This window comes from Streptomyces sp. NPDC014734 (assembly GCF_043083325.1).
GTDB lineage: Bacteria > Actinomycetota > Actinomycetes > Streptomycetales > Streptomycetaceae > Streptomyces.
In genome coordinates this window covers 1-21,566 of record NZ_JBIBYN010000003.1, presented here as the reverse complement: position 1 = coordinate 21,566, position 21,566 = coordinate 1, and the positions used below count along the sequence as shown (strand labels likewise).

Here is a 21,566-nt window from a genome sequence, read left to right as displayed (position 1 = left end):
AGCACGGATATACAGAAAATAACTTCCGGTCAAGGGCCCGGACCGTTTCGGCCCTGTACGACCGGCCCCACCGCGGTGGCCGGCCGGGCACGCGGCGGCCGGACACGGGCCGGCCGGGCCCGGCTACCCCAGACCCACCGCGGCCCCGTGCCCCTGGAGCGCCGACACCGCCGCCGTGATCGCGGGCCTCCGCGCCGCCCCGATGCGCCACACCGCGTACAGCCGACGCACCGGTACCGGATCGAGCGGCACCGCCACCACCCCCTCGGGCAGCGGCCCCCGCCCCAGCCGGGGCATCACCGCGACCCCGAGCCCCGCGGCGAGCAGGGCGAGCTGGGTGTGGTTCTCCTCCGCCTGGTGCCGGATGTCGGGCTCGTAACCCGCCGTGCGCAGCGTCCGCACGAGCCAGTCGTGGCAGACCCTGCCCGGCGGCTGGCAGATCCAGCGCTCCTCGGCCAGCTCCTCCCGCCGCACCGCGTCCCGCCTCGCGAGCCGGTGCCCCTCGGGCACCAGCAGATCGCACCGGTCGTCACCGATCACCGCCTGCTCCACGCCCTGCGGGGCGGGCAGCGGGGCGATGTCCCAGTCGTGCGCGACCGCCACATCGATCACGCCCTTGGCCACCAGGTCGACCGAGAGGTGTGGATCGACCTCGGTCAACCGCACCTCCAGAGCGGGGTGCCCCCGTTCCAGCTCGGCCAGCACACCAGGCAGCAGCCCACGTGCCGCCGATGCGAACGCGCCGATCGAGAGCCGCCCCGTCGGCAGCCCCCGGCGCTCCTCCAGCGCGGTCTCCGCACGCTCCACGATCGCCAGCAACTGCTGTGCCGTCGCGGCGAGATGGAGCGCCTCCTCGGTCAGCGCCACGCCGCGCCCCTGCCGCTCCAGCAGCGTCGTGCGCGTCTCCCGCTCCAGCTTGGTGATCTGCTGCGAGACCGCCGACGGGGTGTAGCCGAGCGCCGCGGCGGCACCCGCCACGGAACCGTGGACGAAGACCGCGTGCAGGGCGCGCAGCCGGGACAGATCGAGCACCGGAACCTCCCGGAAGGCCGGGGCGCTCCCGCTCGGCACCCCTCGGCGATTCATTAGCGATACTCAATTCCACCATGAAGAAAACCGTGCTGGTGCTACACGGTCGATGCGGGTGATCCTCGGTGCATGCGTCCCCTCCACATCGCCCTGGCCGCGCTGGTCGCCGCCGTCTGGGGTGTCAATTTCGTCGTCATCGAGGTCGGCCTCGGGCACTTTCCGCCGCTTCTCTTCTCCGCCCTGCGTTTCCTGGTCGCCGCCCTGCCCGCGGTCTTCTTCGTCGGCCGCCCCAAGGTCGCCTGGAAATGGATCGTGGGCGTCGGGCTGGTCCTCGGAGTGGCGAAGTTCGGCCTGCTCTTCATCGGCATGGACCGGGGCATGCCCGCCGGACTCTCCTCCCTCGTGCTCCAGGTCCAGGCGGTCTTCACCGCCCTCTTCGCGGCCCTGGCGCTCGGTGAACGTCCGGGCAGGGTGAGGGTGTGGGGGATGGGCGTGGCGCTCGCGGGGATCGCGGTGGCCGCGATCGACGAGGGCGCGGGCGGGCCGGTGCTCGCCTTCGTCCTGGTGCTGGTGGCCGCGGCCTGCTGGGGCGTGTCCAACGTACTGACCCGCAAGGCGGCCCCGCCCGACTCCCTCAACTTCATGGTCTGGGTGTCGACCGTGCCGGTGCTGCCGCTGCTCGGCCTCTCCCTCCTCTTCGAGGGCTGGGACCGGGACGCCGACGCCCTCGCCGCCCTCGACTGGAGCGGCGTCGGCATCATCGTCTACGTCGCCTGGATCACCACCGTCTTCGGCTTCGGTGCCTGGGGCTTCCTGCTGCGCCACCACCCGGCCTCCTCGGTGGCCCCGTTCACCCTGCTCGTCCCGGTCTTCGGGATGTCCTCGGCCGCGCTCCTGCTCGGAGAGTCGGTGAGTCCGTTGCGGTGGTGCGCGGCGGCGCTGCTGGTGGGCGGGGTCGCCCTCACCTCGCTGGCCGGTGCGCGGCGGGGCGGCAGGAGGGCGGTGGCGGAGCCGGACCCGGCGGCGACACCGGAGCGGGACGCGGACACGGCCTATGAGCCGGTCGGCGCCGAGCGCCCCTGACGCCGTCCCAGCAGGCGGGCCTGTTCCTTCTTCAACGCGGAGAATCCCCGGCGAGCGTAGACGGCGAGCTCCTCACTGGGGAACGGCACCACCGAGAGATGCTGATCGTGGTTTCCCTCCGCCCACCGGGCGGCTGTTATCTCGTAGCCCGACACATGTGCGCACAGCTGGAGCAGCACGCCGTGCCGGCCGGGTAGCGTGCCTGGCCGGGAAGTATGGCCTCACAGACGCGGGGCGGCCCAGGCCGCAGGTTCCAACTCGATTGGCTCGTCACTCGGTTCGATCGTCACGCCCAGGGCCGTACGACGGTCCTCCGGCCAGCACCGTCACCGCGTCCAGCGCGGCGTGCCACGGATACTCTCGTGGATCCCCCTGCTTCGGCGGGTGAGAGTCGTACCCTTGCGGCCCGTCGAAGTACAGCACACCCTGCGTCCGCAGATCCGCGATACTGCGCGCTACGGCTGGCTGGGCGGCCTGGGCACGATTGAAGTACGGCATGGCCACCACCGGCACGCCGAGGTGAACGCCTTCGGAGACAAGGCCCAACGCGACCGTGTCCGCTACCCCGTTGCCCCACTTGTTCAGGCTTGTGCAGGACAGCGGGGCAACAAGCATGGCATCTGCTTTCGGTAGCGTGTCCCGCTCCCCGGGCAGTTTGTACTGCGACCGGACCTGGTGACCGGTCAGCTCCTCCAGCTCCCCAAGACGTGGTTCCCACCACCGGGCGGCGGACGGGGTCAGGATGAGGCAGGTATCCCAGCCGCGGGCCTGGGCCTGCCTCACCCCTACGTCGATGTACTGGGTGGGGCCAGCTGCGCAGGCGATGAGGTAGAGAACACGCGTCGTCATGCGGGGAGTCCACATCGCACGGCCAAACGGCGCAAGTCCCGGCGAGGTACCGGGGTCGCGTCGACGACGTCAGCCACCAGATCGACTGTGGACCGGCGGCCGATGACTTCTTCCGACGCCAGACGAGCTGCTTCGATCAGCGATTCGGCAGCGGATTCCTTTCGTCGTGTCAAGAGCTGAGCGCGCGCCATTGTAATGAGGTGCTGAGCCCGTCGCTCGTTCGCAAGGCTACGGACCGCGCTCTCGTCGAGGCCCTCGGCGGCATCCAGTGCTGACCAGCCGTCCTCGAAGCGGGCAAGGACATCAACCCGGTGCAAGGCCGTGTTCGTCGGCCCGAAGGACGTCCAGTCCGCGTTGAGGTCCGCTCCCTGTTGGTCGGCGACCTCGGCCGCCTGGTCCACGTGCTGCACTGCGGTTTGTACTCGGCTCGGCGTGCGACTCAGTGCGGACGCGGCCACCGCAGCTGAGAGGTACAGCATCCCGAGCGTGGACAACCCCAGTGGGCCGACCCCAGCCAGGTCATCGTGCAACCGTCGTGCTGCGGCCACCGCGAACTCGGCCGCGGCGTCCGGCTGGTGCTGGTGCGCGAGGGACTTCACGACCCGCCGAGAGGCAGCCCCGATGGCCACGGGATCGCCGGACCGCTCGGCTGCGGCGAGGGCGCGGTCGGCAACGACAGCAGCGCTGGTCGCGGTAGCAGCCCCGTACTTGTGCAGGAAGGAAGCGGCGAGCTGGAGCACACGGGAGTGCAGGACGTGCGCCTCCCACTGTTCGGCACCAGCCTGCATCGCGGCGTGCTCGGCACCGGCGACGAGCGGGGGGAGATTTCGGCCGAGCGCCCCGTAGTGGCATGCCTGGAACGCCTCGCAGCAGTAGGTGAGTCGGCGTCGCAGTTCCACGAGCGACGGAGAAACTCCATCCTCGGCGTCACTGCGGTAGAGGACACCGATCACAGGGAGAGCCTCGGCGGGCGGTGTGGTCGAGGGAAGAGGTTCGGGGGGCCCGTCCGTAAGAAGTCGCTCCAGCGGGATGCGCAGTACATCGGCGGCGCGCATCAGCACAGAGATGCGCGGGTCTTGTTGACGTTGTCCACCCTCCAGATCCTGCACCCACCTGCGGGTCCGCCCCATCAGGCGACCGAAGTCCGCTTGCGTGAAACCGCGACGCTCTCGCCAGTAGGCGACGCGGCGGCCCATGCGCCCAGTGTTCACCGAGATCTCCCCGAAGCAGGGCACGCAAAGTGCGTGCCCACCACCGTTCTACCGCGCCCTACGGTGCTGGCACTGGAGATCTGTGGAGATCCCGTCCGGAAGGACCAGAGGTTGGCATGGCGATGACGATCAAGGTGTATGAGGTCGACCGGTACGGCCGGACGCGCGTCGTCCGGCCGACGACCGAGGTTGTTCCGCTCGGGCGCCTGCCGATGACGGCCGACTATCCGGCCTGTGAGTGCGATCGGTGCGGTGGTCGCCGCCCGGCCGGGCAGGCGGCGTTGGCGGGTGCGCCGCGATGACGACCTGGCAAGAGCCGGTGATCGAACTGCCTCACCACAGCCTTCCCGACGCTCCCACCCCGGTCGGTGGCTGTGACATCTGCGCCGCCCTGGCCGACCAGCGGGCGGCGGCGCAGCGGGCGGGCGATCTGTCGAGGGTGGTGGACTGCAATGTGGAGATGCGCAGGCACCCGCACCCGCACCCGGGCCGACGGGGGCGGCGATGACGGTTCGGCCCAGGTACCGGTGTTGCGAGCGAACGTTGGGTCCGAGCGGCGGTGAGGGCGCCGGTTTCGGGGCGTGCATGGCCTGTGTGCCCTGTACGGGCAGCAGGGATGACCGCCACTTCTCGGATGGCAAGGGCCATGGTGACGTCGGCGTTGAGCGATCTCGTGCACCTGTCGGAGCCCGTTTACCGCGGCCGTATCCCGGGTGCGAGGTGTGCCGGTCTTTGACGCGGGAGTGGGCCGAGGTCACCGGGCCCGCGTCGTCGTACGACCTGGCGCATCGGGGCTGCCGCCTGTGCGACTGCGCATGCCCGTGCCACTGACCCGCACATGTCCTGCCCTCGATGCCGGGGCACGCTGTCCGCGACGCGGCCCGGCGGCACGTACGGCTGCGCGGTGTGCCGGTACGAGATCACCGCCGAGGCATGGCACCTGCACCAACCGCTGCTCACCGAACTCGCCGCTGATGAGGGTGCGTTCTTCGCACGGATCGAGGAGCGCACGACCCGCATCCGCGCGCACGAACCCGCCTGGCGCTGACCACCACCATCACCGAGGACACGCGCATGCCTGATCAGGACGAGGGACGGCAAACCCGGACCCCCGAACCGGCCCCCGAGCCGGACTCGGTGCCGAGTGGCGACGGGTGCTTCGGCCGCGCCGCATCGAGGCCCGCAGGTATCCGGTACCGCAGCGGCCGGAAAGCGCGGCGGAAGCGGGCACCCGGCCGTCGCCGGTCACGGCCGCGGACGTGCGCCCAGCCGCAGCAGGTGCTCGCGGCCGGGGGTGAGCAGGTCCGGCAGTTCCGACGCGGCAGGGTGCCAGCGCTTCTCGTACTCCCAGCAGACCCAGTCGTCGTCGTTCAGGGCGGCCAGGCAGGCGGCCAGGGGAAGGACGCCCGCGCCGAGAGGGAGCGGGGTGAGGTCGTCGGCGGAGGCGATGTCCTTCACCTGGACGTAGCCCAGGTGCGGGGCCAGTACCGCGTGGCTGGCGGCCGGGTCCTCGCCCGCCAGCCAGGTGTGCATGACGTCCCACAGCGCGCCGATCTGCCCGTGGCCGACCGTGCCGACGACCCGGGCCACATCGGCGCCCGCGCGGTGCGAGTCGTGGGTTTCGAGGAGGATGCGCACCTTGCGTTCGGCGGCGTGCGGTGCGGCGGCGGCCAGCCTCCGCGCGGCGGCGGCGTCGGCCTCGGCGGGGTCCTGGCCGCCGCCGCCCGGGAAGACCCGGACATTCCCCGCGCCCAGGTCGTGGGCCAGCTCCACCAGTCCGGCCAGCTCGTCCAGCACCGGGCCGTCGTCGCCCTCGGCCGCGACCCGGGCGTATCCGGCGACGGTGAGGATCTCGATCCCGCCCCTGGCGAACTCCTCGACGACGGCGGCCCGCTCGGGTGCTGGGAGCCCCGGGTGCACCGGCTCCTCGGGGTGGGCGCGCAGCTCCACCCCCTGGTAGCCGTGCTCGGCGGCGAGCCGGACGACCTCGGCCATCGGCAGGCCCGGTACCCCGAGGGTCGAGAAAGCGAGCTTCACGTGCGTGGTCCTTCCGTCGGCTGCGTGCACCGCTGCTCGCCGGGCCGGGCGGGACGTCGCGGACGGGTGGGGGAGTGCGGCGGCCGGCCGACACCTTCGACCGGCCGCACCCCGGGCCCGTCCGGGCTCAGCAGGGCTCCCGGAGCAACTGCTCCAGACTACCCAGCAGCCGCAGCGCGTCGGCGCGCTGACGGGGCCCCGGGCGTGGGGCCGTGCCGCCGTCCTCCGGTCCGGAACCGTCCGCGGCGTACGACACCACCCGCAGCACGGCGGCGGCCTGCCGGGCGACCATCGCGAGCGGGTCCAGTTCCCGTATGTGCGTATGTGCGTATGGGTGTGCGGCTACGGGGCTCCAGCACGCCGAATTTCCCACCGTCGCTGATCAGCGAGGACGCCATCAGCGCGTTCGACATGTACTCGGTGGACTGGGCGATCCGAACGGTCGAACGACGGGTCGGCGGTCAGGCCGTCCACCACATCGGCTCGCCCGAGGCCGCCACCTCGCCCGCGATCTCGCCGTGTGCCTCGGCCTCAAGTCCCACCGCGTCCAGGCGGGCCCTGATGTCGAGCAGCACGGCGAGTTCCTCCGGCGGCACGTTCCATCAGGGGCACCGAGGCGGATCACCGCGTGCATCGCGTGCGGGTAGGCCCGGTAGCGGGGAGCGGTCCCTCGGCGCGTCGCATCCCGACGATCGACCCCGGCAACGCCGTTTCGGCGAAGGCGAGTTCGGCGCACAGTCGCTCGGAGGTGGAGAGCCCGCGCCCGCCGCCGCGCGCCATCGGCATGTGCGCGGCGGCGGACGGGGCGGGGTGATCAGCACGCCGCCTGCCGGAACCGGCCGCAGTCCGATGAGTTCGGCGAGCTCCATCCGGCCGTTTCCTTCGGGCGTCGGGGGCGCGGTTCGCCGGTCGTCGGCGTCGGCGGCCCGCTGCCCCGCCGAGGCCAGCGCGCGGAAGCGCAGGACGTCGAGTTCGTCCTCGTCGACCCGGAGCAGATAGCCGCCGCAGGAGTGCACAAGCCGTTCCCTGCCGTTGTTTTCGCCGCCGTCCGGCCCGGGACACCTGGCGCCGGGCAGCGCCCGTGCGGAACTGACGTACACCTGAAGGTTCTTGCGGGCGGTACGGGGAGGGGCGTCCGGCCATACCGCGTCCGTGAGGACGTCCACCGGCACCGGGGTGTTGGGGCGGCTGAGCAGCATGGCCAGGACGAGCCGCTGTTTACGGGGGCCGAGCGGCAGCGGTCGTCCGTCCACGCTTCCGGAGAGCGGGCCGAGGAGCGAGAGTCTGAGCGGGCCGGACGGCGATGTGCGCGTGGGGGGTGGGGTCATGGACGGAGCCTCCGAAGAACCGGGGGACGGGCGGCGGTCTGCCGGTCGCACCCTTGGACGGTCCGCCGGGACGGTCGCCCCCGCATCGGTGCCGATCCCGCATGTTCCGTGCCGGAGCCCGACCGAATCCGCCCCGTGCCCCCATCAACTCGACGACGTCCCGCGCCCGGACGCGCCGACCGGCCCCGACGGGACGACGAAGTGGGCGAGGGCCGCGAGGGCCGCCACACCCGCCGCGAGTCCCAGGGCGCCCGGAAGGGACCGGGCCGCGACCGGTCCGGCGACCGCCGCGCCGAGAGCGGACCCGGTGATCTTCAGACTGGCGCCGGTGGTGAAGACCTGGCCGCGCAGGTGATCCGGGGACTCCCGGTGGCGGATCTCGAACAAGGCGGCCAGTTGGGGGCCTTCACCGATTCCGAGAAGGAACGCGGCGACGATCAGCAGGGCCGGCCGGCCCGGCACGGCAAGGGCCAGGGCCGCCGCCTGGACGAGGGCACCGGCCCGGACGAGGGTGTCGGGGGCGACCCGGCGCGGAAACCGTGCGAGCGCGGCGTTGGCCGACAGGGCGGAGGCCGCCGCGCAGAAGAGCAGCATCGCGCCCCGTCCGGCTCCGCCCAGGACCCGTTCGCCCAGCAACACGACACAGGCCGTCAGCATGCCCTGAGCGGTGCAGGAGACGACCGAGACGAGCGTCGCCCGGGCCAGTGCGGGACTCCCGGCGATGACCCGCATCCCGGCGGTGAGAGCACCGAACACCGAGCCCACCCCGGTCGAGCCCACCCCGGTCGAGCCCACCCCGGTCGAGCCCACCCCGGTCGAGCCCGCCCCGGCCGGGACGGGCGTGCCAGGACCGGACGGCAGCATCCACGCGGCGGGCACGGCCAGGCCGATGAGCGCCGCTGAGACCACCACGGCCGCCGGGGCCCCCAGCGCCTGAGCCGTGCCGCCGGCGAGGGCCGGACCGGCCAGGCTCGCCACGCCGAACGTCATGGCGTCGAGCGCGTTCGCCCGGGACAGACGGTCGCCGGTCGCCACCCGGGGCAGCTGGGCCGTCCAACCGCCCGAAAGGGCCGGTCCCAGCAGCCCGGTCGGCACCGCGACCAGGAGGACGACGGCGAACGGAAGACGGCCGAGCCCCGCCAGGATCGCGCCAAGGCCCGCCGCGTACAGGACGAGCGCCCCGGCCAGCAGGCGGCCCGGCCGTTCCGCCCGGTCGAGGAGCACCCCGAGCACCGGCCCTCCCACCGCGGCGGAGACCGTGATGCCCGCGAGCAGGGACGAGGCGTCGGTGGCCGATCCGGCCGAAGCGAATCCCGCCAGCATCAGCGCAGGTCCCGACATCTCGTCCCCGGCACGGGCCGCCACCGCCCCGGCGAGGTACCGGGGGAGTGAGTGACGAGCTGGGGAGCAAGGGACGGCGGGCTCGCGGCGCCCCGCGACTCCGCCTCCCGCGTTGTCGTCGGTCCCGAGGACGTCACCCCCACTCCCTCCTCCGCCTCGGATCCGGGGCCGCAGGACGCCGCTCACTGCTCCACCCCTCCTGCCCCGCAGCGCGTAACGCTTCCTCATCGGCGAGACGTTACGGAGGTAACTCAAAACTCGGCAAGATGCGTTACATTCGCCGGATGCTCTCCCACGTCGACGACTGGTCCGCCCGGCACTCCGTGCTGGCCACGGCCCGGCGGACCGCCGCCCTGGTCAACGCGCTCGCCGACGACCACCCCGACCCGGCGGCCGTCGCCGACGTGCTCCGGGCCCACGGGGAGGCGGACCCCCTGGACCTCACCCCCGCCGATGTCGCGGCGATGCGCACCGCCGCCGTCCGGCTGCGGGAGGTCTTCGCCGCCGGGCACGTCGACGCCGCCGCGGGTGTCCTCAACCGCCTCCTGAGGGAGCACACCGGGCCGCTCCGCCTGACGTCGCACGGTGGCGCGAGCCCCTGGCACCCGCACCTCGACCGCGACGACGAAGCCCCCTGGGACGAGTGGCTCCTCGCCTCGTCCTGCATGGCCCTGACGGTCCTGGTCTGGGACCGCCGACGCCCGCCCGGAAAGGTCTGCGCCTCGTCCGGCTGCCGGAACGTCTTCATCACCCTGGGCGGCGGCCCGGAACGCCGCTACTGCTCGCGCCGGTGCGCGACGCGCGAACGGGTCGCGGCCCACCGTTCCCGTTCCGCCTGAGAGCCCGTCGGCAGCCCGGGACCGCGGCCCGTCGGAGGTCGTCCGGCAGGACCGGGGCGCGCGGCGCGTGCGTTCCCGCCCCGCCCCCGTTCCGGCCGCGCGCCTCAGAGCCTGCCGGGTGACCTCCGACCGGACGGCCACGTCCTGGCACGCACGCCTCCGGCGTTGCCGCAAGGGCCGAGTGGCTCCGCCACTGGGCCCTCCCGGCGCCTGGGAACCGCACGCACCATGCCGCGTCCGCTTTCCGGCCGGAGGTCATCCGGCAGGCTCTCAGTCGTGCTCCGCCGCGCACTCGGCGGAGAAGTCGCAGAGCGCCGCCCGGTCGGGCCGGCCCGTCTTGTTCAGCAGACTCGCCATGTGCTTCTCCACCGTGCGCGGAGAGATCGACAGCCGCCGGGCGATCTGCTGGTTCCCCGGCCGTTCCGCCAGCAGCACGAACACCTCGTACTCGCGCGGCGTCACCCCGCTCGTCCGCAGCGGGGCCGGAATGCGGTCCCAGCCGCCCCGGTGCTGCCCGACACTCGCCCCGGCCTGCCGCAACTCGGCCCGGCAGGCCGCCGCGACCGGCTGGATCCCGGCCCCGTAGAAGTACTCCTCCGCCGCCCGCATCCAGCCCACCGGGTCGCCCCACTTCTCCGCGAGCGCCGCCCCGGCCACCAGCCGCAGCCCCAGATGGCGGGCCAGCGGAAAGGCCGACGCGTCAGCGACCGCGGACCGGACCGCCCGCGCCGCCCGGTCCGCTTCCCCCTCCCTGCCCAACAGCACCGCGTCGGCCAGCCGCAGGAAGAGCTGGTTCCAGGCCAGGTCCGCACCGGGGCTCTCCAGCACCGCGGCGAGCTCCGCCCGGTCGCCCCGCCCGCCGAGGGTCCGCAGCAGCGGTCGCAGACCGTAGCGTCCGCTCAGGTAGAAGTAACTGGGGTGCTCGCTCTCCCAGGCCAACGAGGCGTCGAGGTCGGCCAGCGCCCGCTCCTGGTCCTCCTCCAGCAGCGCCGCGAACGCACGGCAGAGTCCCAGGTGCAGCGGGACGAGCAGGGATTCCTCGCCGCCCGCGCGGCGGAACCGGACCAGCGCCCGGTCCAGCTCCCGTCTTCGGCCCCGGTGCGCCGCGAGCGTCGCCGAGGCCAGCAGCAGATAGCGGTGCGCGCCCAGATTGCGGATCCGGGCACTGGCGGCCACCGACCGTTCGATGATCTCCTGCGCCCCGTCCCACTCGCCGCGCATCACCGCGTTCATGGCGAGCAGCCCGTCCACGGTCTGCGTCGGCACCAGTGCGCCCAGCGACTGGGCGGCGGTCCGAGCAGTCTCCAGCCGGGCCGGGTCGCCGGTCCGCATGAACGTGTTGGCCCCGAGCCGGACCAGCGCCTCCACCCGCCACACCGGCAGGGTGTGCTGCTCGGCCACCGAGAGCATCCGCTCCAGACAGGAGTCGGCCTCGTCGAAACCGTCTTCCCGGGACAGCAGTGCGAGTAACTGCCAGGCCTGGCAGGCGACCACGGGAAGATCCTGTTCCTCCGCCACGGCCGCCGCCCGCCGCGCCGCCTCCCGGGCGGCCCCCTGCCGTGCCGGGCGGGCCTGGTCGGGCAGCAGCGCCAGATGCCCCTCCACCACGTCGAGCGCCGCTTCCTTCTCGGGACGGGGCGTCGCGCCCAGCACGCCCCGCGCGGCCCTGATCTGACCGGCCGCCTCGTCCGTGCGCTCCGCCATCACGGCCGCCCAGGCGATCCGGACATGGGTCTCGCCGCGCCGCTCGGCCGCCGCGGACCGGGCCGGTACCGGAGGGAGCTCCGCCGCCAGTGCCAGGGCCGTGTCCAGTTCGCCCGCCTCGGCGCGGGCGACGGCGAGGGATTCGGTGACCGTCCGCAGATCGGCCTCGTGGGCCAGCGAACGGGCCCGTTCCAGCAGGATGACGGCGGAACCCGGCGCGCCCGCGACGAGCATCCGCCGGCCGACGGCGGCGAACTGCCGGGCGGCACCGTGACTGTCGCCCCCCGCCATCTGCAAGGAGGCCATCAACTGGAGTTGTTCGTCGCCGAGTTCGCCCGCCACCGCCTCCAGGGAGTGGGCCGCGCGGCGGGCCAGGGAAGCCCGCTCGGCCGGGGCCAGCGAAGCCACCAGGGCCTCGGCGGTCAGGGCGTGCCGGAAGGTGTAGCGGTCGAGGGCCGCGCCGTCCGGGGCGATGATGCTCGCCTCGACGGCGGAGCGCAGATGGCTGAAGAGCGTGCGATCGTCCAGCCCGGTCACGGTCTGGAGCACGGCGACGGAGAACTGGCTGCCCAACGTGGCAGCGCACAGCAGCAGTTCGCGTACCGGCGCGTCGAACCTGTCGAGTCTTCGGGCCCAGCTCCGCACCACCCCGGTCGGCACCGTCGGGTCCACGTTCCCGAACGCCTGCCACCGGTCGCCGACGCGCCGCAACTGGCCGGAGTCGAGCAGGTCGGCGAGCAGCACCTCGACCAGGTACGGATTGCCTCCGGCCCGGCCGACCAGCCGCTCGTGGGTGGCCGACGGCACCTCGCACGGGGTGGCCTCCAGGCAGGAGGCGGCCATCTCCCGCACCTCCGGGTCGCCGAGCGGTGTCAGCTCGCGCACCGTGGCGACCTGCCGCTGTTCCGCCGCGCGCACCAGGTCCAGGGCCACGCCCGGCTCCGGCCGCAGCGTGCCCAGCAGCAGCACCGGCAGCTCCGCCACGTTGTCGACGACGTACTCCACCACCGCGATCGTCTCGGTGTCGGAGTCGTGCAGGTCCTCCAGCAGGATCACGCAGCCGTGCTCCTTGCCGAGCACCGACAGCAGCCGCAGCAGCGCCTCCGCCAGCTCGACCACCGTCTCCGGATAGCCGGGGGAGGAGTCCCGGCGCCACTCCGGAACCAGGCGGGCCAGCGCCGGACGGTACGGGTCCAGCTCCGGATCGGTGGGCGGTCCGGCCGCCCGGAACCGCGAGGACAGCGCCTCGATCAGTGGGCGGAACGGCACGACGAGCCCGGTCGACGTGGCCCGGCCGCGCAGCACCGGCATGTCCCGCGCGTACGCCCGGTACGCGCACTCGCCGACGAGCCGGGACTTGCCGATGCCCGCGTCCCCGACAAAGAAAACCGCACGCCCCGAACGTCGCGACGCGTCGTCCAGGGCGTGGTTCAGCAGTCCGGTCTCTGCGACTCTCCCGACAATCACCGACGAAGTGGCACGCATGGACGCAGGCTACTTGAGCGGAAACCGTCCGGGGAGTACGTCAAAGCGCTTGATAGGGAGATCGGTTGAGTCGATCCGGATCAGACCGGCACGGTCATCGTGGTGAACGGCAGTTCGCTCGTGTAGCCGTATTCGCCCTCCGAGACTCTGAGCAGTCTGCTGCGCAGACCGAGCCCGCCGTGCACGCCGAGCGCGATCCGCCCCGCGGGGTGCTCCGTGGCGCCGTCGTCGAGGAGCTCGGTGGTGTGGAAGGTCGACGCGTTGTCGGTACGCATGGTTCCTGCCTCTTCTTCTCGTGTTCTCGTGTTCTCGTGAGGGGTTTCCGTCATGTACATGGAGCGTTGGGTGCGCGAGGTGTTCCGGGAGCCCCCGGGAGTCCCCGGAGCGACCTGGCCATCACCCGGGAGTCACCCCGGGGGACACCGGGTCGGAGGGATTCGCGAGCAGCAGGAGCGACGGCACCCGGTCGGGGAATCCGGCCCGCAGCAGGCCGTGTCCGATCCCCGCGAGCCCGGTCAGCAGCCCCGGATGCGGGACCTGTCCGGGTGTTCCGCAGCGCGGTCCGGTCCGGTCGGCCGCCGCGAGCAGGGCCCCCGCCCGCTCCACCCAGCGGGTGCGGGCATCCGTCGTCGTTCCCGGGCGCAGCAGTTCGAGCACCCCCAGCTCGCCGTGGCACAGGCTGTCGTCGTGCGGCGGGTCCGCCCGTGCGATGTCCGCCACCGCCCCGGTCGCCCAGGCCGCCAGCGCCGGATCGGCCCGCGCGGCCGGACTGTCCAGCACGGCCAGCGCCACGCCCGTCCGGCCCCGGCACCAGGAGAGGTCCGCGTCCACGGTTCCGGTCGCGGAGCGCAGCGCCGCGAGACCCGAGGCGCGGTACGGTTCGCCGCCGCCCGCCTCGGCGAACCGCAGCAGCGCCCAGCCGATCCCGGCGCTGCCGTCGGCGAACCCCGCGACGTCCGGCAGCGGTGCCTCGCGGAGCAGCCGGGCACAGTGTTCCGCGTCGCGCCACAGGTCGGTCCGCCCGGTGGCCCGGTGTCCGCAGAGCAGACTGACCAGTCCGCCGGCCGTACCGCCACGCACCCCGCGCTCCTTCTCCTCGACTGCCGCCGCACGGGTCAACCGTAGGGCGGGAAGGACGAGTTCACGCAGGCGCGGGTCGTCCAGCGTCTCGGCGACCTGCCCCAGTGCGTAGGCGATCCCGCCGAGCCCGGCGAACGCGCCCGAGCCCACCGCGCCGAGGTCGTCCGGCCGGGTGTGCAGCGCGTCCAGCAGCCCGGCGAGGGGCGTCAGGGCACCCCGTGCGGCGGTGGCGTAGCGGTCGGCGCCGGTGAGCGCGGCGAGCTGGGCGAGGAAGTACGCGGTACCGGTGTAGCCGCTCGCCAGGTCGGCGGCCATCGGCCCCAGCCGCCAGTAGCGTTCGCCGAGCAGGTCCAGCCCGATCCAGTTCAGCCGGGTGGGGCTCGAATACGCCTGGGACACCAACTCGTCGCCGACCGACCGGGCCGCCGCGAGCAGGTGCTCCGGCTCCGGCGCGGTCGCCGCCGTACGGGCCCTGCGCGGCCCGGAGCCGCCCCCGTGGGCGGGCTCGCGCGAGGTGGTCACCATCGCGGCCCGGATGATCCGTTCCTGGTCCTGGCGGTCGACCGTGTCCATGGCCGTCAGCTTCGACCGGACCAGGGACAGCCCGGTCCGGTCGAGCGTTCCGGGCAGTTGCCGGCCGGTCCCGCTCCACACGTCGGTGCGCTCCGGCACGGCGGTGAAGAGCGGAACGTCCCCCGCCCACAGCTGGGTGAGTTCCTCGTCCAGCAGGCCGGGCAGCGCGGCGGACCCGAGAAGATCGGTGCCCAGCAGGGCCAGTACCTCGTGCCGTCGGTCGGCGTCCCGCATCAGGTCCGGATGCGTGGACTCGTCGAGAAGGGTCGTGTAGACCCAGGTCGGGCGGGCCACCACCCGGACCTCGTCATGTGCGAACTGCTCCAGCAGCCCGCCCGGGTGCAGGAGTTCGGACCTGGCCTGGCAGATCGCGGCGTACCCGGCGCGGAATCCCGCGCGCAGCGACCGGGTGAAGGCGGACGGATCGGCGGGGGTCCCGGTCAGCCGGGGGCGGTTGGCGGAGTCGCCGAAGCGGCCCGGCCGCCGTACCAGCCGCATCCGGTCCGTTCCCGTGTCGGCCCAGTCGGCGGTGCGGACCGGGGAGGAGGCGGCCTGCCCGCCACCGATCCCCGACATGTCGAGCGCGGTCTCGTCCCCGACGAGCAGTTGCGGCAGCAGCCCCACCCGGTGCACCGAGTCGTGCAGGGCGCGGGCGGCCGGATCGTCGGACTTCGCGGTCGGCAGCGGCGGGTGGAACAGCGTTTCGACGTCGACGAGCACCGGGTGCTCCCCGTCGGCGATCAGGTTCTCGTAGTGCAGGTCGGTTCCGTCCAGGGCGTGCAGCAGGGCGAGCAGCGCGCCCTGGCGCCGGTAGAAGGACTCGACCTGGCGGGCCGTGCGGCAGGGCTGCTCCGCGGCGAACTCCACCCAGCCGTAGGAGCCCCGGTCCAGCAGGACGAGCGAACGCAGCCCGGGTGTGCCGGGGAGCGTGTTGAACCAGATCACGAGCTCGTTGAAGTGCCGGTGCACGGCGAGCGGACGCGGTTTGTAGACCAGCCGGGAACCGTTCTCGAACCGGAGCAGCATCACGGTCCGCCCGCCCCGGTGGCCGTCCCCGGCCCCGGGCTCGACCGCCACGAGCCGCCCGCGCCGCCCGCCCTCCGGGGCCCTGCCCGGAAGGATGCGCCGGTCGGCGGCGAACCGGGCCAGCATCTCGGCGAGCGAGGCGGCGGCGTCGAGCGCGGTACGGGCAAGGATCCGGGCGAGCACCGGGTAGTCGGTGAGGAGGGCGGTCAGGCCGTACCGGGAGCCGGTCAGCCGCACGAAGTCGGCGAACCGGTCCTCGGGGCTCTCCCCGGCCAGCCGCTCCGCCTCGCGTGCCACGTGCAGTTCCAGGACCAGGGTGCGGGCGGCGAGCCGGGCGAGCCGCCCGGCCAGGTGCCGCTCGAAGTCTTCCCGTACGGCGGTCAGATCGGCCTGCGTGCGCAGCCCCCGGGGCAGCCCGTGCAGCATGCGTTCCGCGGCGCACACCGTGAACGGGGCGAGGACGCGTTCGAAGCCGCGCAGCCCCGGAAAGCCCTCCCCGGCACCGATCGCCGGCTCCTCGGGGGCCGAGGAGACCACCTCCTGGGCGAACACCGCCCAGTCCGGGACCCGTTCGGGCCGTCCCTCGCCCTCCGGCCGCCCCTCGCCCTCGGTCAGCGCGGGCCGCCACCAGCGGTCCTCCGGCAGACGGGCGTCGGTCGTCGGGCGCCGGTCCGCCTCCAGCAGGCCGACCCGCTCGACGGCCGGGTCCGTGGCCGTCGACGGACGTGTCACAGGGGGGACGTACAGTCGCTTGCCGTCCACCGGATTGTTCCCCGTCATCGCACCTCCTCGGTCCGGCGCCGGTACCACCGGTCCGCCACACCCCATACTTCCGGCGCGACGCCCGTCGGGCATGGGGGCAGCGCCCCCATCTTTCCGCCCCGCACCCGTACCGGGGCCGGTACGAGGCGGCGCCCGGTACGCGGCCCGCGCCTCCGTGCCCGCGGAACGGACCCGCGCGGACACACCGCCCCCTCGGCGCGCCGCTGTCCCGGGCACATTCGCTCGCGCGACGGTGCGGCTCCGGGCACACCGCCCCGCGCGGCGGCGCGCGGCCCGGGGCTCAGCGCCCGCGTGGCGGCGCCGTCGACCCCCGGACCATCAGCTCCGCCGCGATGGTCGCGATGCCGCCCGGCGGGGGCGTCTCCTTGCCCATCGCCAGCCTTCCCGCCCGCGCACCCGCCTCCACCAGCGGCAGCCGTACGGTGGTCAGCGCCGGGACCGCGTCCACCGAGAACGGCAGATCGTCGAAGCCCGCCACCGAGACATCCTCGGGAATGCGCAGCCCGCGTTCCCGGATCGCCGCGCAGGCGCCCAGCGCCACCGTGTCGTTGGCGGCGACGACGGCCGTCACCTCCGGTTCGCGGCGCAGGAGTTCGAGCGTGGCGTCATAGCCGGAGCGCCGGTCGTAGAGGCCGTGAACGGTGAGCCGTTCCTCGTCGCGGGCGCCCCCCTGCCGCCCCCTGCCGCCCGCCGCCCCGGCCCCCGAAGCTCCGCTCCCGCCGTCCGCCGTTCCGCTCTCCCCGCCCGACGGGACACCCTCCCCGTCACCGGCGAGCCCCGCCGCCCGCATGGCCTCCCGGTGGCCCTCCAGCCGGTGCCGGGTCGTCGTGCGTTCCGCCGGGCCCGCGACGTAGCCGATCCGCCGGTGGCCGAGCGAGAGCAGATGCTCGGTGAGGCGGCGTGCGCCGCCCCGGTTGTCGAAGGCGAGCGCGGCCACGAACGCCTCGCCGTCCGGCAGCGGGGGCCGCCCGCACAGCACCACCCGGGTGCCCGCGTCTGCGAGCTTCGTGAGCTTGGCGGAGATCGCCGCCCGGTGGGCCGGGTCCTCCACGGCGCCCCCGGTCAGGACGACCGCCGCGGCACGCTGGCGCTGGAGCAGCGTCAGGTAGGTCAGCTCGCGCTCGGGGGAGCCACCCGTGTTGCAGACGACGGCGAGCTTCTCGCCGCCCGCCCGGCCCGATCCGTCCCCCGGCCCGCCGATCTCGGTCTGCGCCGCCCCCGCCATGATCCCGAAGAACGGGTCAGCGATGTCGTTGACCAGGATGCCGACCAGGTCCGACGTGGCCGCCGCCAGTGAACTCGCGGGCCCGTTGAGCACGTAGTCGAGGTCGTCCACCGCGCGCAGCACCCGCTCCCGGGTGGACGCGGCCACCGGGTAGTTGCCGTTCAGCACGCGGGAGACGGTGGCCGGGGACACCCGGGCGCGGGCCGCCACGTCCGCCAGGGTGACTGTCATCACTTTCCTCCGAGGAACGACACGGGTGAGTACGGGTGGGAGGCGCCGTTCCAGGGCCCCCCTTGTCCGAGTCGCTGTTCGCAGGCTAGCGTCATAGGCGATAGAAAGCGCTTGCTACGCCGATGTCGACCACGATGCCCGTGCTCGCCCCGGCTCTATGGGCTCCATGGAGGAACTCTCGTGACACGCAGGACAGTGCGCATCGCCATGAACGGCGTGACGGGTCGCATGGGATACCGGCAGCACCTGGTGCGCTCGATCCTCGCGATCCGCGAGCAGGGCGGCCTCGACCTCGGCGACGGCGACGTGCTGTGGCCCGAGCCGGTCCTGGTCGGCCGCCGCGCCCACGCGCTGGAGGAGCTCGCCGAGCGGCACGGCCTGACCGAGTGGTCCACCGACCTCGACGCGGTGCTCGCCGACGACAGCATCGACATCTACTTCGACGCCCAGGTCACCTCGGCCCGCGTCGACGCGATCAAGAAGGCCATCGCGGCGGGCAAGCACATCTACACCGAGAAGCCCACCGCCACGGACGTCGAGGGCGCCCTGGAGCTGGCCCGCATCGCCCGTGACGCGGGCATCAAGCACGGCGTCGTCCAGGACAAGATCTTCCTGCCGGGCCTGCTGAAGCTGAAGCGCCTCATCGACGGCGGCTTCTTCGGCGAGATCCTGTCCGTGCGCGGCGAGTTCGGATACTGGGTCTTCGAGGGCGACTGGCAGGAGGCCCAGCGCCCGTCGTGGAACTACCGCGCCGAGGACGGCGGCGGCATCGTCGTCGACATGTTCCCGCACTGGGAGTACGTGCTCCACGAGCTGTTCGGCCCGGTCTCCACCGTCCAGGCGCACGTCCAGACGCACATCCCGCAGCGCTGGGACGAGCAGGGCGAGCCGTACACCGCCACCGCCGACGACGCCGCCTACGGCATCTTCCAGCTCGCGAGCGGCGCCGTCGCGCAGATCAACTCCTCCTGGGCGGTCCGGGTCAACCGCGACGAGCTCGTCGAGTTCCAGGTCGACGGCACGCACGGCTCCGCCGTCGCCGGACTGCGCAACTGCCGCGTCCAGCACCGCTCGGCCACCCCCAAGCCGGTCTGGAACCCGGACCTCCCGGTCACCGAGTCCTTCCGCGACCAGTGGCAGGAGGTTCCGGACAACGCCGTCTTCGACAACGGTTTCAAGGCCCAGTGGGAGCTGTTCCTGCGCCACATCGTGCTCGACGAGCCGTACGTCTGGGACCTGATGGCCGGCGCCCGGGGCGTCCAGCTCGCCGAACTCGGTCTGAAGTCCGCCGCCGAGGGCCGCCGCCTCGACATCCCGGAACTGTCCCTGTAACGACGCCCCTCACGTACCGCCCGCCGCGGCACGTACCACCGGCGCACACCGCACCCACCGGCGCACACCGCACTCACGGTGCGCACCGCGCCGGTGGTGCGCGCCGCGGCGCATGCGGCGCGTACCGCACCCACGGAGCATCGGAGCCGACCCCGTGACCATCCACCTCCCGCAGGGCCCCTACGAGCCCCGCACCACCCCGCTCGACCTCGCCCCGTCCGGGGCGCCGCTCGCCTCCCGTACGGTCTTCTCCGCCGCCCACGTGGTCGCCGACCCGTACGCCGACATCAGCCCCGACGACCCGGCCGCCGTCGACTGGGACGCCACCCTCGCCTTCCGCCGCCACCTCTGGTCGCACGGCCTGGGTGTCGCCGAGGCCATGGACACCGCCCAGCGCGGCATGGGCCTGGACTGGGCGGGCGCGGCCGAACTGATCCGCCGGTCCGCCGCCGAGGCGAAGGCCGTCGGCGGCCGGATCGCCTGCGGCGTCGGCACCGACCAGCTCCCCGCCGGGCCCGCGGCCCTCGCCGAGGTGCGCGCCGCCTACGAGGAGCAGCTCGCCCTCGTCGAGGAGAGCGGCGCCCAGGCCATCCTGATGGCCTCCCGCGCACTCGCCGCAGCCGCACAGGGCCCCGAGGACTACCTGGAGACCTACGCCCACCTGCTGCGACAGGCCACCGAACCTGTCGTCCTGCACTGGCTGGGCCCGATGTTCGACCCGGCGCTGGACGGCTACTGGGGCTCCTCGGACCTCGACGCCGCCACCGACACCTTCCTGAAGGTCATCGCCGAGCACCCGGACAAGGTCGACGGCATCAAGATCTCGCTCCTGGACGCCGAACGCGAGATCGACGTACGCCGCCGTCTGCCCGGCGGGGTCCGCTGCTACACCGGCGACGACTTCAACTACCCGGAACTGATCGCGGGCGACGACCAGGGCTTCAGCCACGCCCTGCTCGGCATCTTCGATCCGCTCGGCCCGCTGGCCGCCCACGCGGTCCGCGTCCTGGACACCGGCGACGTCCAGGGCTTCCGCGAACTCCTCGATCCCACAGTCGAGTTGTCCCGCCACCTCTTCCAGGCACCCACCCGCTTCTACAAGACGGGCGTGGTCTTCCTCGCCTGGCTTGCCGGTCACCAGGACCACTTCACCATGGTCGGCGGCCTCCAGTCCGCGCGTTCGCTGCCGCACCTGGCGAAGGCGTACGAACTCGCCGACCGGCTGGGCCTGTTCCCCGACCCGGAACTCGCCGAGTCCCGCATGCGCACCCTGCTCGCGGTCAACGGCGGAAACGGAGGCACCCGATGAGCGACGGCCGTCTCTCCATCAACCAGGAGACCATCAAGCAGTGGTCGCTGCCCGAACTCGCCAAGGGCTGCGCCGAGGCGGGCATCGACAAGGTCGGCCTGTGGCGGGCCCCCGTCCAGGAGTACGGCGTCGAGCGCACGGCCGCCCTCCTCGCCGATCACGGGCTCTCCGTCACCAGCCTCTGCCGGGGCGGTTTCTTCACCGCACTCGACCCGGCGGAGCGGGCCCGCGCCCTGGACGACAACCGCGCCGCGATCGACGAGGCGGCGGCCCTGTCCACCGACACCCTGGTCCTCGTCTCCGGCGGACTCCCCGCCGGGGACAAGGACCTGCACGGCGCCCGCGAACGCGTCGCGGACGCCCTGGCCCACCTGGCCCCCTACGCGGCCGAACGCGGCGTGCGCCTCGCCATCGAGCCCCTGCACCCGATGTTCGCCTCGGACCGCTGCGTCGTCTCCACGCTCTCCCAGGCCCTGGACCTCGCGGAACGCTTCCCCGCCGACCAGGTCGGCGTGGTCGTCGACACGTACCACATCTGGTGGGACGACCAGGCCCCCGCACAGATCGCCCGGGCGGGCGCCACCGGCCGCATCCACTCCTTCCAGCTCGCCGACTGGATCACCCCGCTCCCGGCGGGCGTCCTTCTCGGCCGGGGTCAACTCGGCGACGGATCCGTGGACTTCCGCGCCTTCCGCTCACTCGTCGAGGCCACCGGCTTCGACGGCCCGATCGAGGTGGAGATCTTCAACGAGGCCCTCTGGGCCCGCGACGGCGCCGAAGCCCTCGCGGAGGTCGCCGCCCGCTACGCCGAACATGCCTGCTGACAAGGCGTTTTGCCACCACGGCAAAGAGATCGCAAAGCCGCGCAACCGTTCGGGGGGCCGCTGAGTCATATCTGGCGTCGGGTGCTTCCGGGGGTGGGATCCGGGGGGATATCGGGAAGCCCTGACGGAGGGGGAATACGAGGGGGGTCCGGTCATCATCACGACCGGGCCCCGTTTCGTTCGGCGGGTTCTATTGATCCCCGCAACACCCTGTTGTTCAGGGAGTTGCGGGGATCGTGGATTTTGGAGACCTGAAGGCGAGGTTCTTCGAGGCGTT

General features: G+C 73.2%; 18 protein-coding genes and 2 pseudogenes. 8 read left to right on the top strand and 12 right to left on the bottom strand.

Going from position 1 to position 21,566, the window contains the following annotated elements:
• Positions 1-123: 123 nt before the first annotated feature.
• The gene (locus tag ACF1CT_RS06660; RefSeq protein WP_391782668.1) at positions 124-1,032 is read right to left on the bottom strand and encodes a LysR family transcriptional regulator; all 909 of its coding nucleotides are present in this window, start codon (positions 1,030-1,032) and stop codon (positions 124-126) included.
• A 126-nt stretch (positions 1,033-1,158) separates the two neighbouring features.
• Here ACF1CT_RS06660 and ACF1CT_RS06655 point away from each other — a divergent pair, with 126 nt between their 5' ends.
• On the top strand, positions 1,159-2,112 hold the full coding sequence (locus ACF1CT_RS06655) for an EamA family transporter (protein WP_391782667.1): 954 nt from the start codon (positions 1,159-1,161) through the stop codon (positions 2,110-2,112).
• Here the strand turns inward: ACF1CT_RS06655 and ACF1CT_RS06650 are convergent.
• The 3 genes and pseudogenes from ACF1CT_RS06650 to ACF1CT_RS06640 all read right to left on the bottom strand — a co-directional run.
• Positions 2,082-2,291, bottom strand: a pseudogene (locus tag ACF1CT_RS06650) (hypothetical protein); the annotation flags it as partial. The gene ACF1CT_RS06655 and the pseudogene ACF1CT_RS06650 sit on opposite strands and share 31 nt — an antisense overlap.
• Positions 2,292-2,382: 91 nt before the next feature.
• A complete protein-coding gene (locus ACF1CT_RS06645; RefSeq protein ID WP_391782666.1) occupies positions 2,383-2,961 on the bottom strand; it encodes a flavoprotein in 579 nt (192 codons plus the stop codon).
• Positions 2,958-4,157: a helix-turn-helix domain-containing protein gene (locus ACF1CT_RS06640; RefSeq protein WP_391782665.1), complete on the bottom strand. Its 1,200-nt coding sequence runs from the start codon at positions 4,155-4,157 to the stop codon at positions 2,958-2,960. The genes ACF1CT_RS06645 and ACF1CT_RS06640 overlap by 4 nt, the downstream gene beginning before the upstream one ends.
• A gap of 131 nt (positions 4,158-4,288) precedes the next feature.
• On the opposite strand from ACF1CT_RS06640, the gene ACF1CT_RS06635 reads away from it, so the two are divergent.
• The 3 genes from ACF1CT_RS06635 (at position 4,289) to ACF1CT_RS06625 (ending at position 5,220) form a co-directional block, all read left to right on the top strand.
• The gene (locus ACF1CT_RS06635) at positions 4,289-4,474 is read left to right on the top strand and encodes a hypothetical protein (RefSeq protein WP_391782664.1); all 186 of its coding nucleotides are present in this window, start codon (positions 4,289-4,291) and stop codon (positions 4,472-4,474) included.
• Positions 4,471-4,680 (top strand): hypothetical protein, encoded by a 210-nt coding sequence (locus ACF1CT_RS06630; RefSeq protein ID WP_391782663.1) that lies wholly within the window; start codon positions 4,471-4,473, stop codon positions 4,678-4,680. The genes ACF1CT_RS06635 and ACF1CT_RS06630 overlap by 4 nt, the downstream gene beginning before the upstream one ends.
• Before the next feature lie 330 nt (positions 4,681-5,010).
• The gene (locus ACF1CT_RS06625) at positions 5,011-5,220 is read left to right on the top strand and encodes a hypothetical protein (RefSeq protein WP_391782662.1); all 210 of its coding nucleotides are present in this window, start codon (positions 5,011-5,013) and stop codon (positions 5,218-5,220) included.
• Between the two features lie 197 nt (positions 5,221-5,417).
• On the opposite strand, the gene ACF1CT_RS06620 is transcribed toward ACF1CT_RS06625, so the two are convergent.
• The 4 genes and pseudogenes from ACF1CT_RS06620 to ACF1CT_RS06605 form a co-directional block, all read right to left on the bottom strand.
• Complete coding sequence (locus ACF1CT_RS06620) at positions 5,418-6,209, bottom strand: sugar phosphate isomerase/epimerase family protein (RefSeq protein WP_391782661.1); 792 nt, start codon at positions 6,207-6,209, stop codon at positions 5,418-5,420.
• A 127-nt stretch (positions 6,210-6,336) separates the two neighbouring features.
• Positions 6,337-6,501 carry a hypothetical protein gene (locus ACF1CT_RS06615; protein WP_391782660.1) on the bottom strand — a complete coding sequence of 55 codons (165 nt, stop codon included), beginning with the start codon at positions 6,499-6,501 and terminating at the stop codon, positions 6,337-6,339.
• A gap of 604 nt (positions 6,502-7,105) precedes the next feature.
• Positions 7,106-7,537: pseudogene (locus tag ACF1CT_RS06610) on the bottom strand (AfsR family transcriptional regulator); the annotation flags it as partial.
• 144 nt (positions 7,538-7,681) lie between these two features.
• A complete protein-coding gene (locus tag ACF1CT_RS06605; protein ID WP_391782659.1) occupies positions 7,682-8,878 on the bottom strand; it encodes an MFS transporter in 1,197 nt (398 codons plus the stop codon).
• Between the two features lie 266 nt (positions 8,879-9,144).
• Between ACF1CT_RS06605 and ACF1CT_RS06600 the strand changes: the two genes are divergently transcribed.
• On the top strand, positions 9,145-9,717 hold the full coding sequence (locus tag ACF1CT_RS06600) for a CGNR zinc finger domain-containing protein (RefSeq protein ID WP_391782658.1): 573 nt from the start codon (positions 9,145-9,147) through the stop codon (positions 9,715-9,717).
• 270 nt (positions 9,718-9,987) lie between these two features.
• Here the strand turns inward: ACF1CT_RS06600 and ACF1CT_RS06595 are convergent, their stop codons facing one another.
• The 4 genes from ACF1CT_RS06595 to ACF1CT_RS06580 all read right to left on the bottom strand — a co-directional run bounded on the left by ACF1CT_RS06595 (position 9,988) and on the right by ACF1CT_RS06580 (position 17,824).
• Positions 9,988-12,906 (bottom strand): helix-turn-helix transcriptional regulator, encoded by a 2,919-nt coding sequence (locus tag ACF1CT_RS06595; RefSeq protein WP_391782657.1) that lies wholly within the window; start codon positions 12,904-12,906, stop codon positions 9,988-9,990.
• 80 nt (positions 12,907-12,986) lie between these two features.
• Positions 12,987-13,181 carry a hypothetical protein gene (locus tag ACF1CT_RS06590; RefSeq protein ID WP_391782656.1) on the bottom strand — a complete coding sequence of 65 codons (195 nt, stop codon included), beginning with the start codon at positions 13,179-13,181 and terminating at the stop codon, positions 12,987-12,989.
• Positions 13,182-13,302: 121 nt separating this feature from the next.
• On the bottom strand, positions 13,303-16,365 hold the full coding sequence (locus ACF1CT_RS06585) for a type 2 lanthipeptide synthetase LanM family protein (RefSeq protein ID WP_391782655.1): 3,063 nt from the start codon (positions 16,363-16,365) through the stop codon (positions 13,303-13,305).
• A 283-nt stretch (positions 16,366-16,648) separates the two neighbouring features.
• Positions 16,649-17,824 carry a LacI family DNA-binding transcriptional regulator gene (locus tag ACF1CT_RS06580; RefSeq protein WP_391782654.1) on the bottom strand — a complete coding sequence of 392 codons (1,176 nt, stop codon included), beginning with the start codon at positions 17,822-17,824 and terminating at the stop codon, positions 16,649-16,651.
• Positions 17,825-18,004: 180 nt separating this feature from the next.
• Between ACF1CT_RS06580 and ACF1CT_RS06575 the strand changes: the two genes are divergently transcribed.
• From ACF1CT_RS06575 to ACF1CT_RS06565, 3 genes are all read left to right on the top strand, one after another.
• A complete protein-coding gene (locus tag ACF1CT_RS06575; protein WP_391782653.1) occupies positions 18,005-19,156 on the top strand; it encodes a Gfo/Idh/MocA family protein in 1,152 nt (383 codons plus the stop codon).
• Between the two features lie 154 nt (positions 19,157-19,310).
• On the top strand, positions 19,311-20,465 hold the full coding sequence (locus ACF1CT_RS06570; protein ID WP_391782652.1) for a dihydrodipicolinate synthase family protein: 1,155 nt from the start codon (positions 19,311-19,313) through the stop codon (positions 20,463-20,465).
• A complete protein-coding gene (locus ACF1CT_RS06565; RefSeq protein WP_391782651.1) occupies positions 20,462-21,289 on the top strand; it encodes a sugar phosphate isomerase/epimerase family protein in 828 nt (275 codons plus the stop codon). Before ACF1CT_RS06570 ends, ACF1CT_RS06565 begins: the two co-directional genes overlap by 4 nt.
• Positions 21,290-21,566: the final 277 nt, after the last annotated feature.

Bases quoted from the DNA above. Each gene is read 5' to 3' on its own strand.
- ACF1CT_RS06655 (WP_391782667.1), top strand. From the start codon at position 1,159: ATGCGTCCCCTCCACATCGCCCTGGCCGCGCTGGTCGCCGCCGTCTGG.
- ACF1CT_RS06645 (WP_391782666.1), bottom strand. From the start codon at position 2,961: ATGACGACGCGTGTTCTCTACCTCATCGCCTGCGCAGCTGGCCCCACC.
- ACF1CT_RS06640 (WP_391782665.1), bottom strand. From the start codon at position 4,157: ATGGGCCGCCGCGTCGCCTACTGGCGAGAGCGTCGCGGTTTCACGCAA.
- ACF1CT_RS06635 (WP_391782664.1), top strand. From the start codon at position 4,289: ATGGCGATGACGATCAAGGTGTATGAGGTCGACCGGTACGGCCGGACG.
- ACF1CT_RS06630 (WP_391782663.1), top strand. From the start codon at position 4,471: ATGACGACCTGGCAAGAGCCGGTGATCGAACTGCCTCACCACAGCCTT.
- ACF1CT_RS06625 (WP_391782662.1), top strand. From the start codon at position 5,011: ATGTCCTGCCCTCGATGCCGGGGCACGCTGTCCGCGACGCGGCCCGGC.
- ACF1CT_RS06615 (WP_391782660.1), bottom strand. From the start codon at position 6,501: ATGGTCGCCCGGCAGGCCGCCGCCGTGCTGCGGGTGGTGTCGTACGCC.
- ACF1CT_RS06605 (WP_391782659.1), bottom strand. From the start codon at position 8,878: ATGTCGGGACCTGCGCTGATGCTGGCGGGATTCGCTTCGGCCGGATCG.
- ACF1CT_RS06600 (WP_391782658.1), top strand. From the start codon at position 9,145: ATGCGTTACATTCGCCGGATGCTCTCCCACGTCGACGACTGGTCCGCC.
- ACF1CT_RS06595 (WP_391782657.1), bottom strand. From the start codon at position 12,906: ATGCGTGCCACTTCGTCGGTGATTGTCGGGAGAGTCGCAGAGACCGGA.
- ACF1CT_RS06590 (WP_391782656.1), bottom strand. From the start codon at position 13,181: ATGCGTACCGACAACGCGTCGACCTTCCACACCACCGAGCTCCTCGAC.
- ACF1CT_RS06585 (WP_391782655.1), bottom strand. From the start codon at position 16,365: ATGACGGGGAACAATCCGGTGGACGGCAAGCGACTGTACGTCCCCCCT.
- ACF1CT_RS06580 (WP_391782654.1), bottom strand. From the start codon at position 17,824: ATGACAGTCACCCTGGCGGACGTGGCGGCCCGCGCCCGGGTGTCCCCG.
- ACF1CT_RS06565 (WP_391782651.1), top strand. From the start codon at position 20,462: ATGAGCGACGGCCGTCTCTCCATCAACCAGGAGACCATCAAGCAGTGG.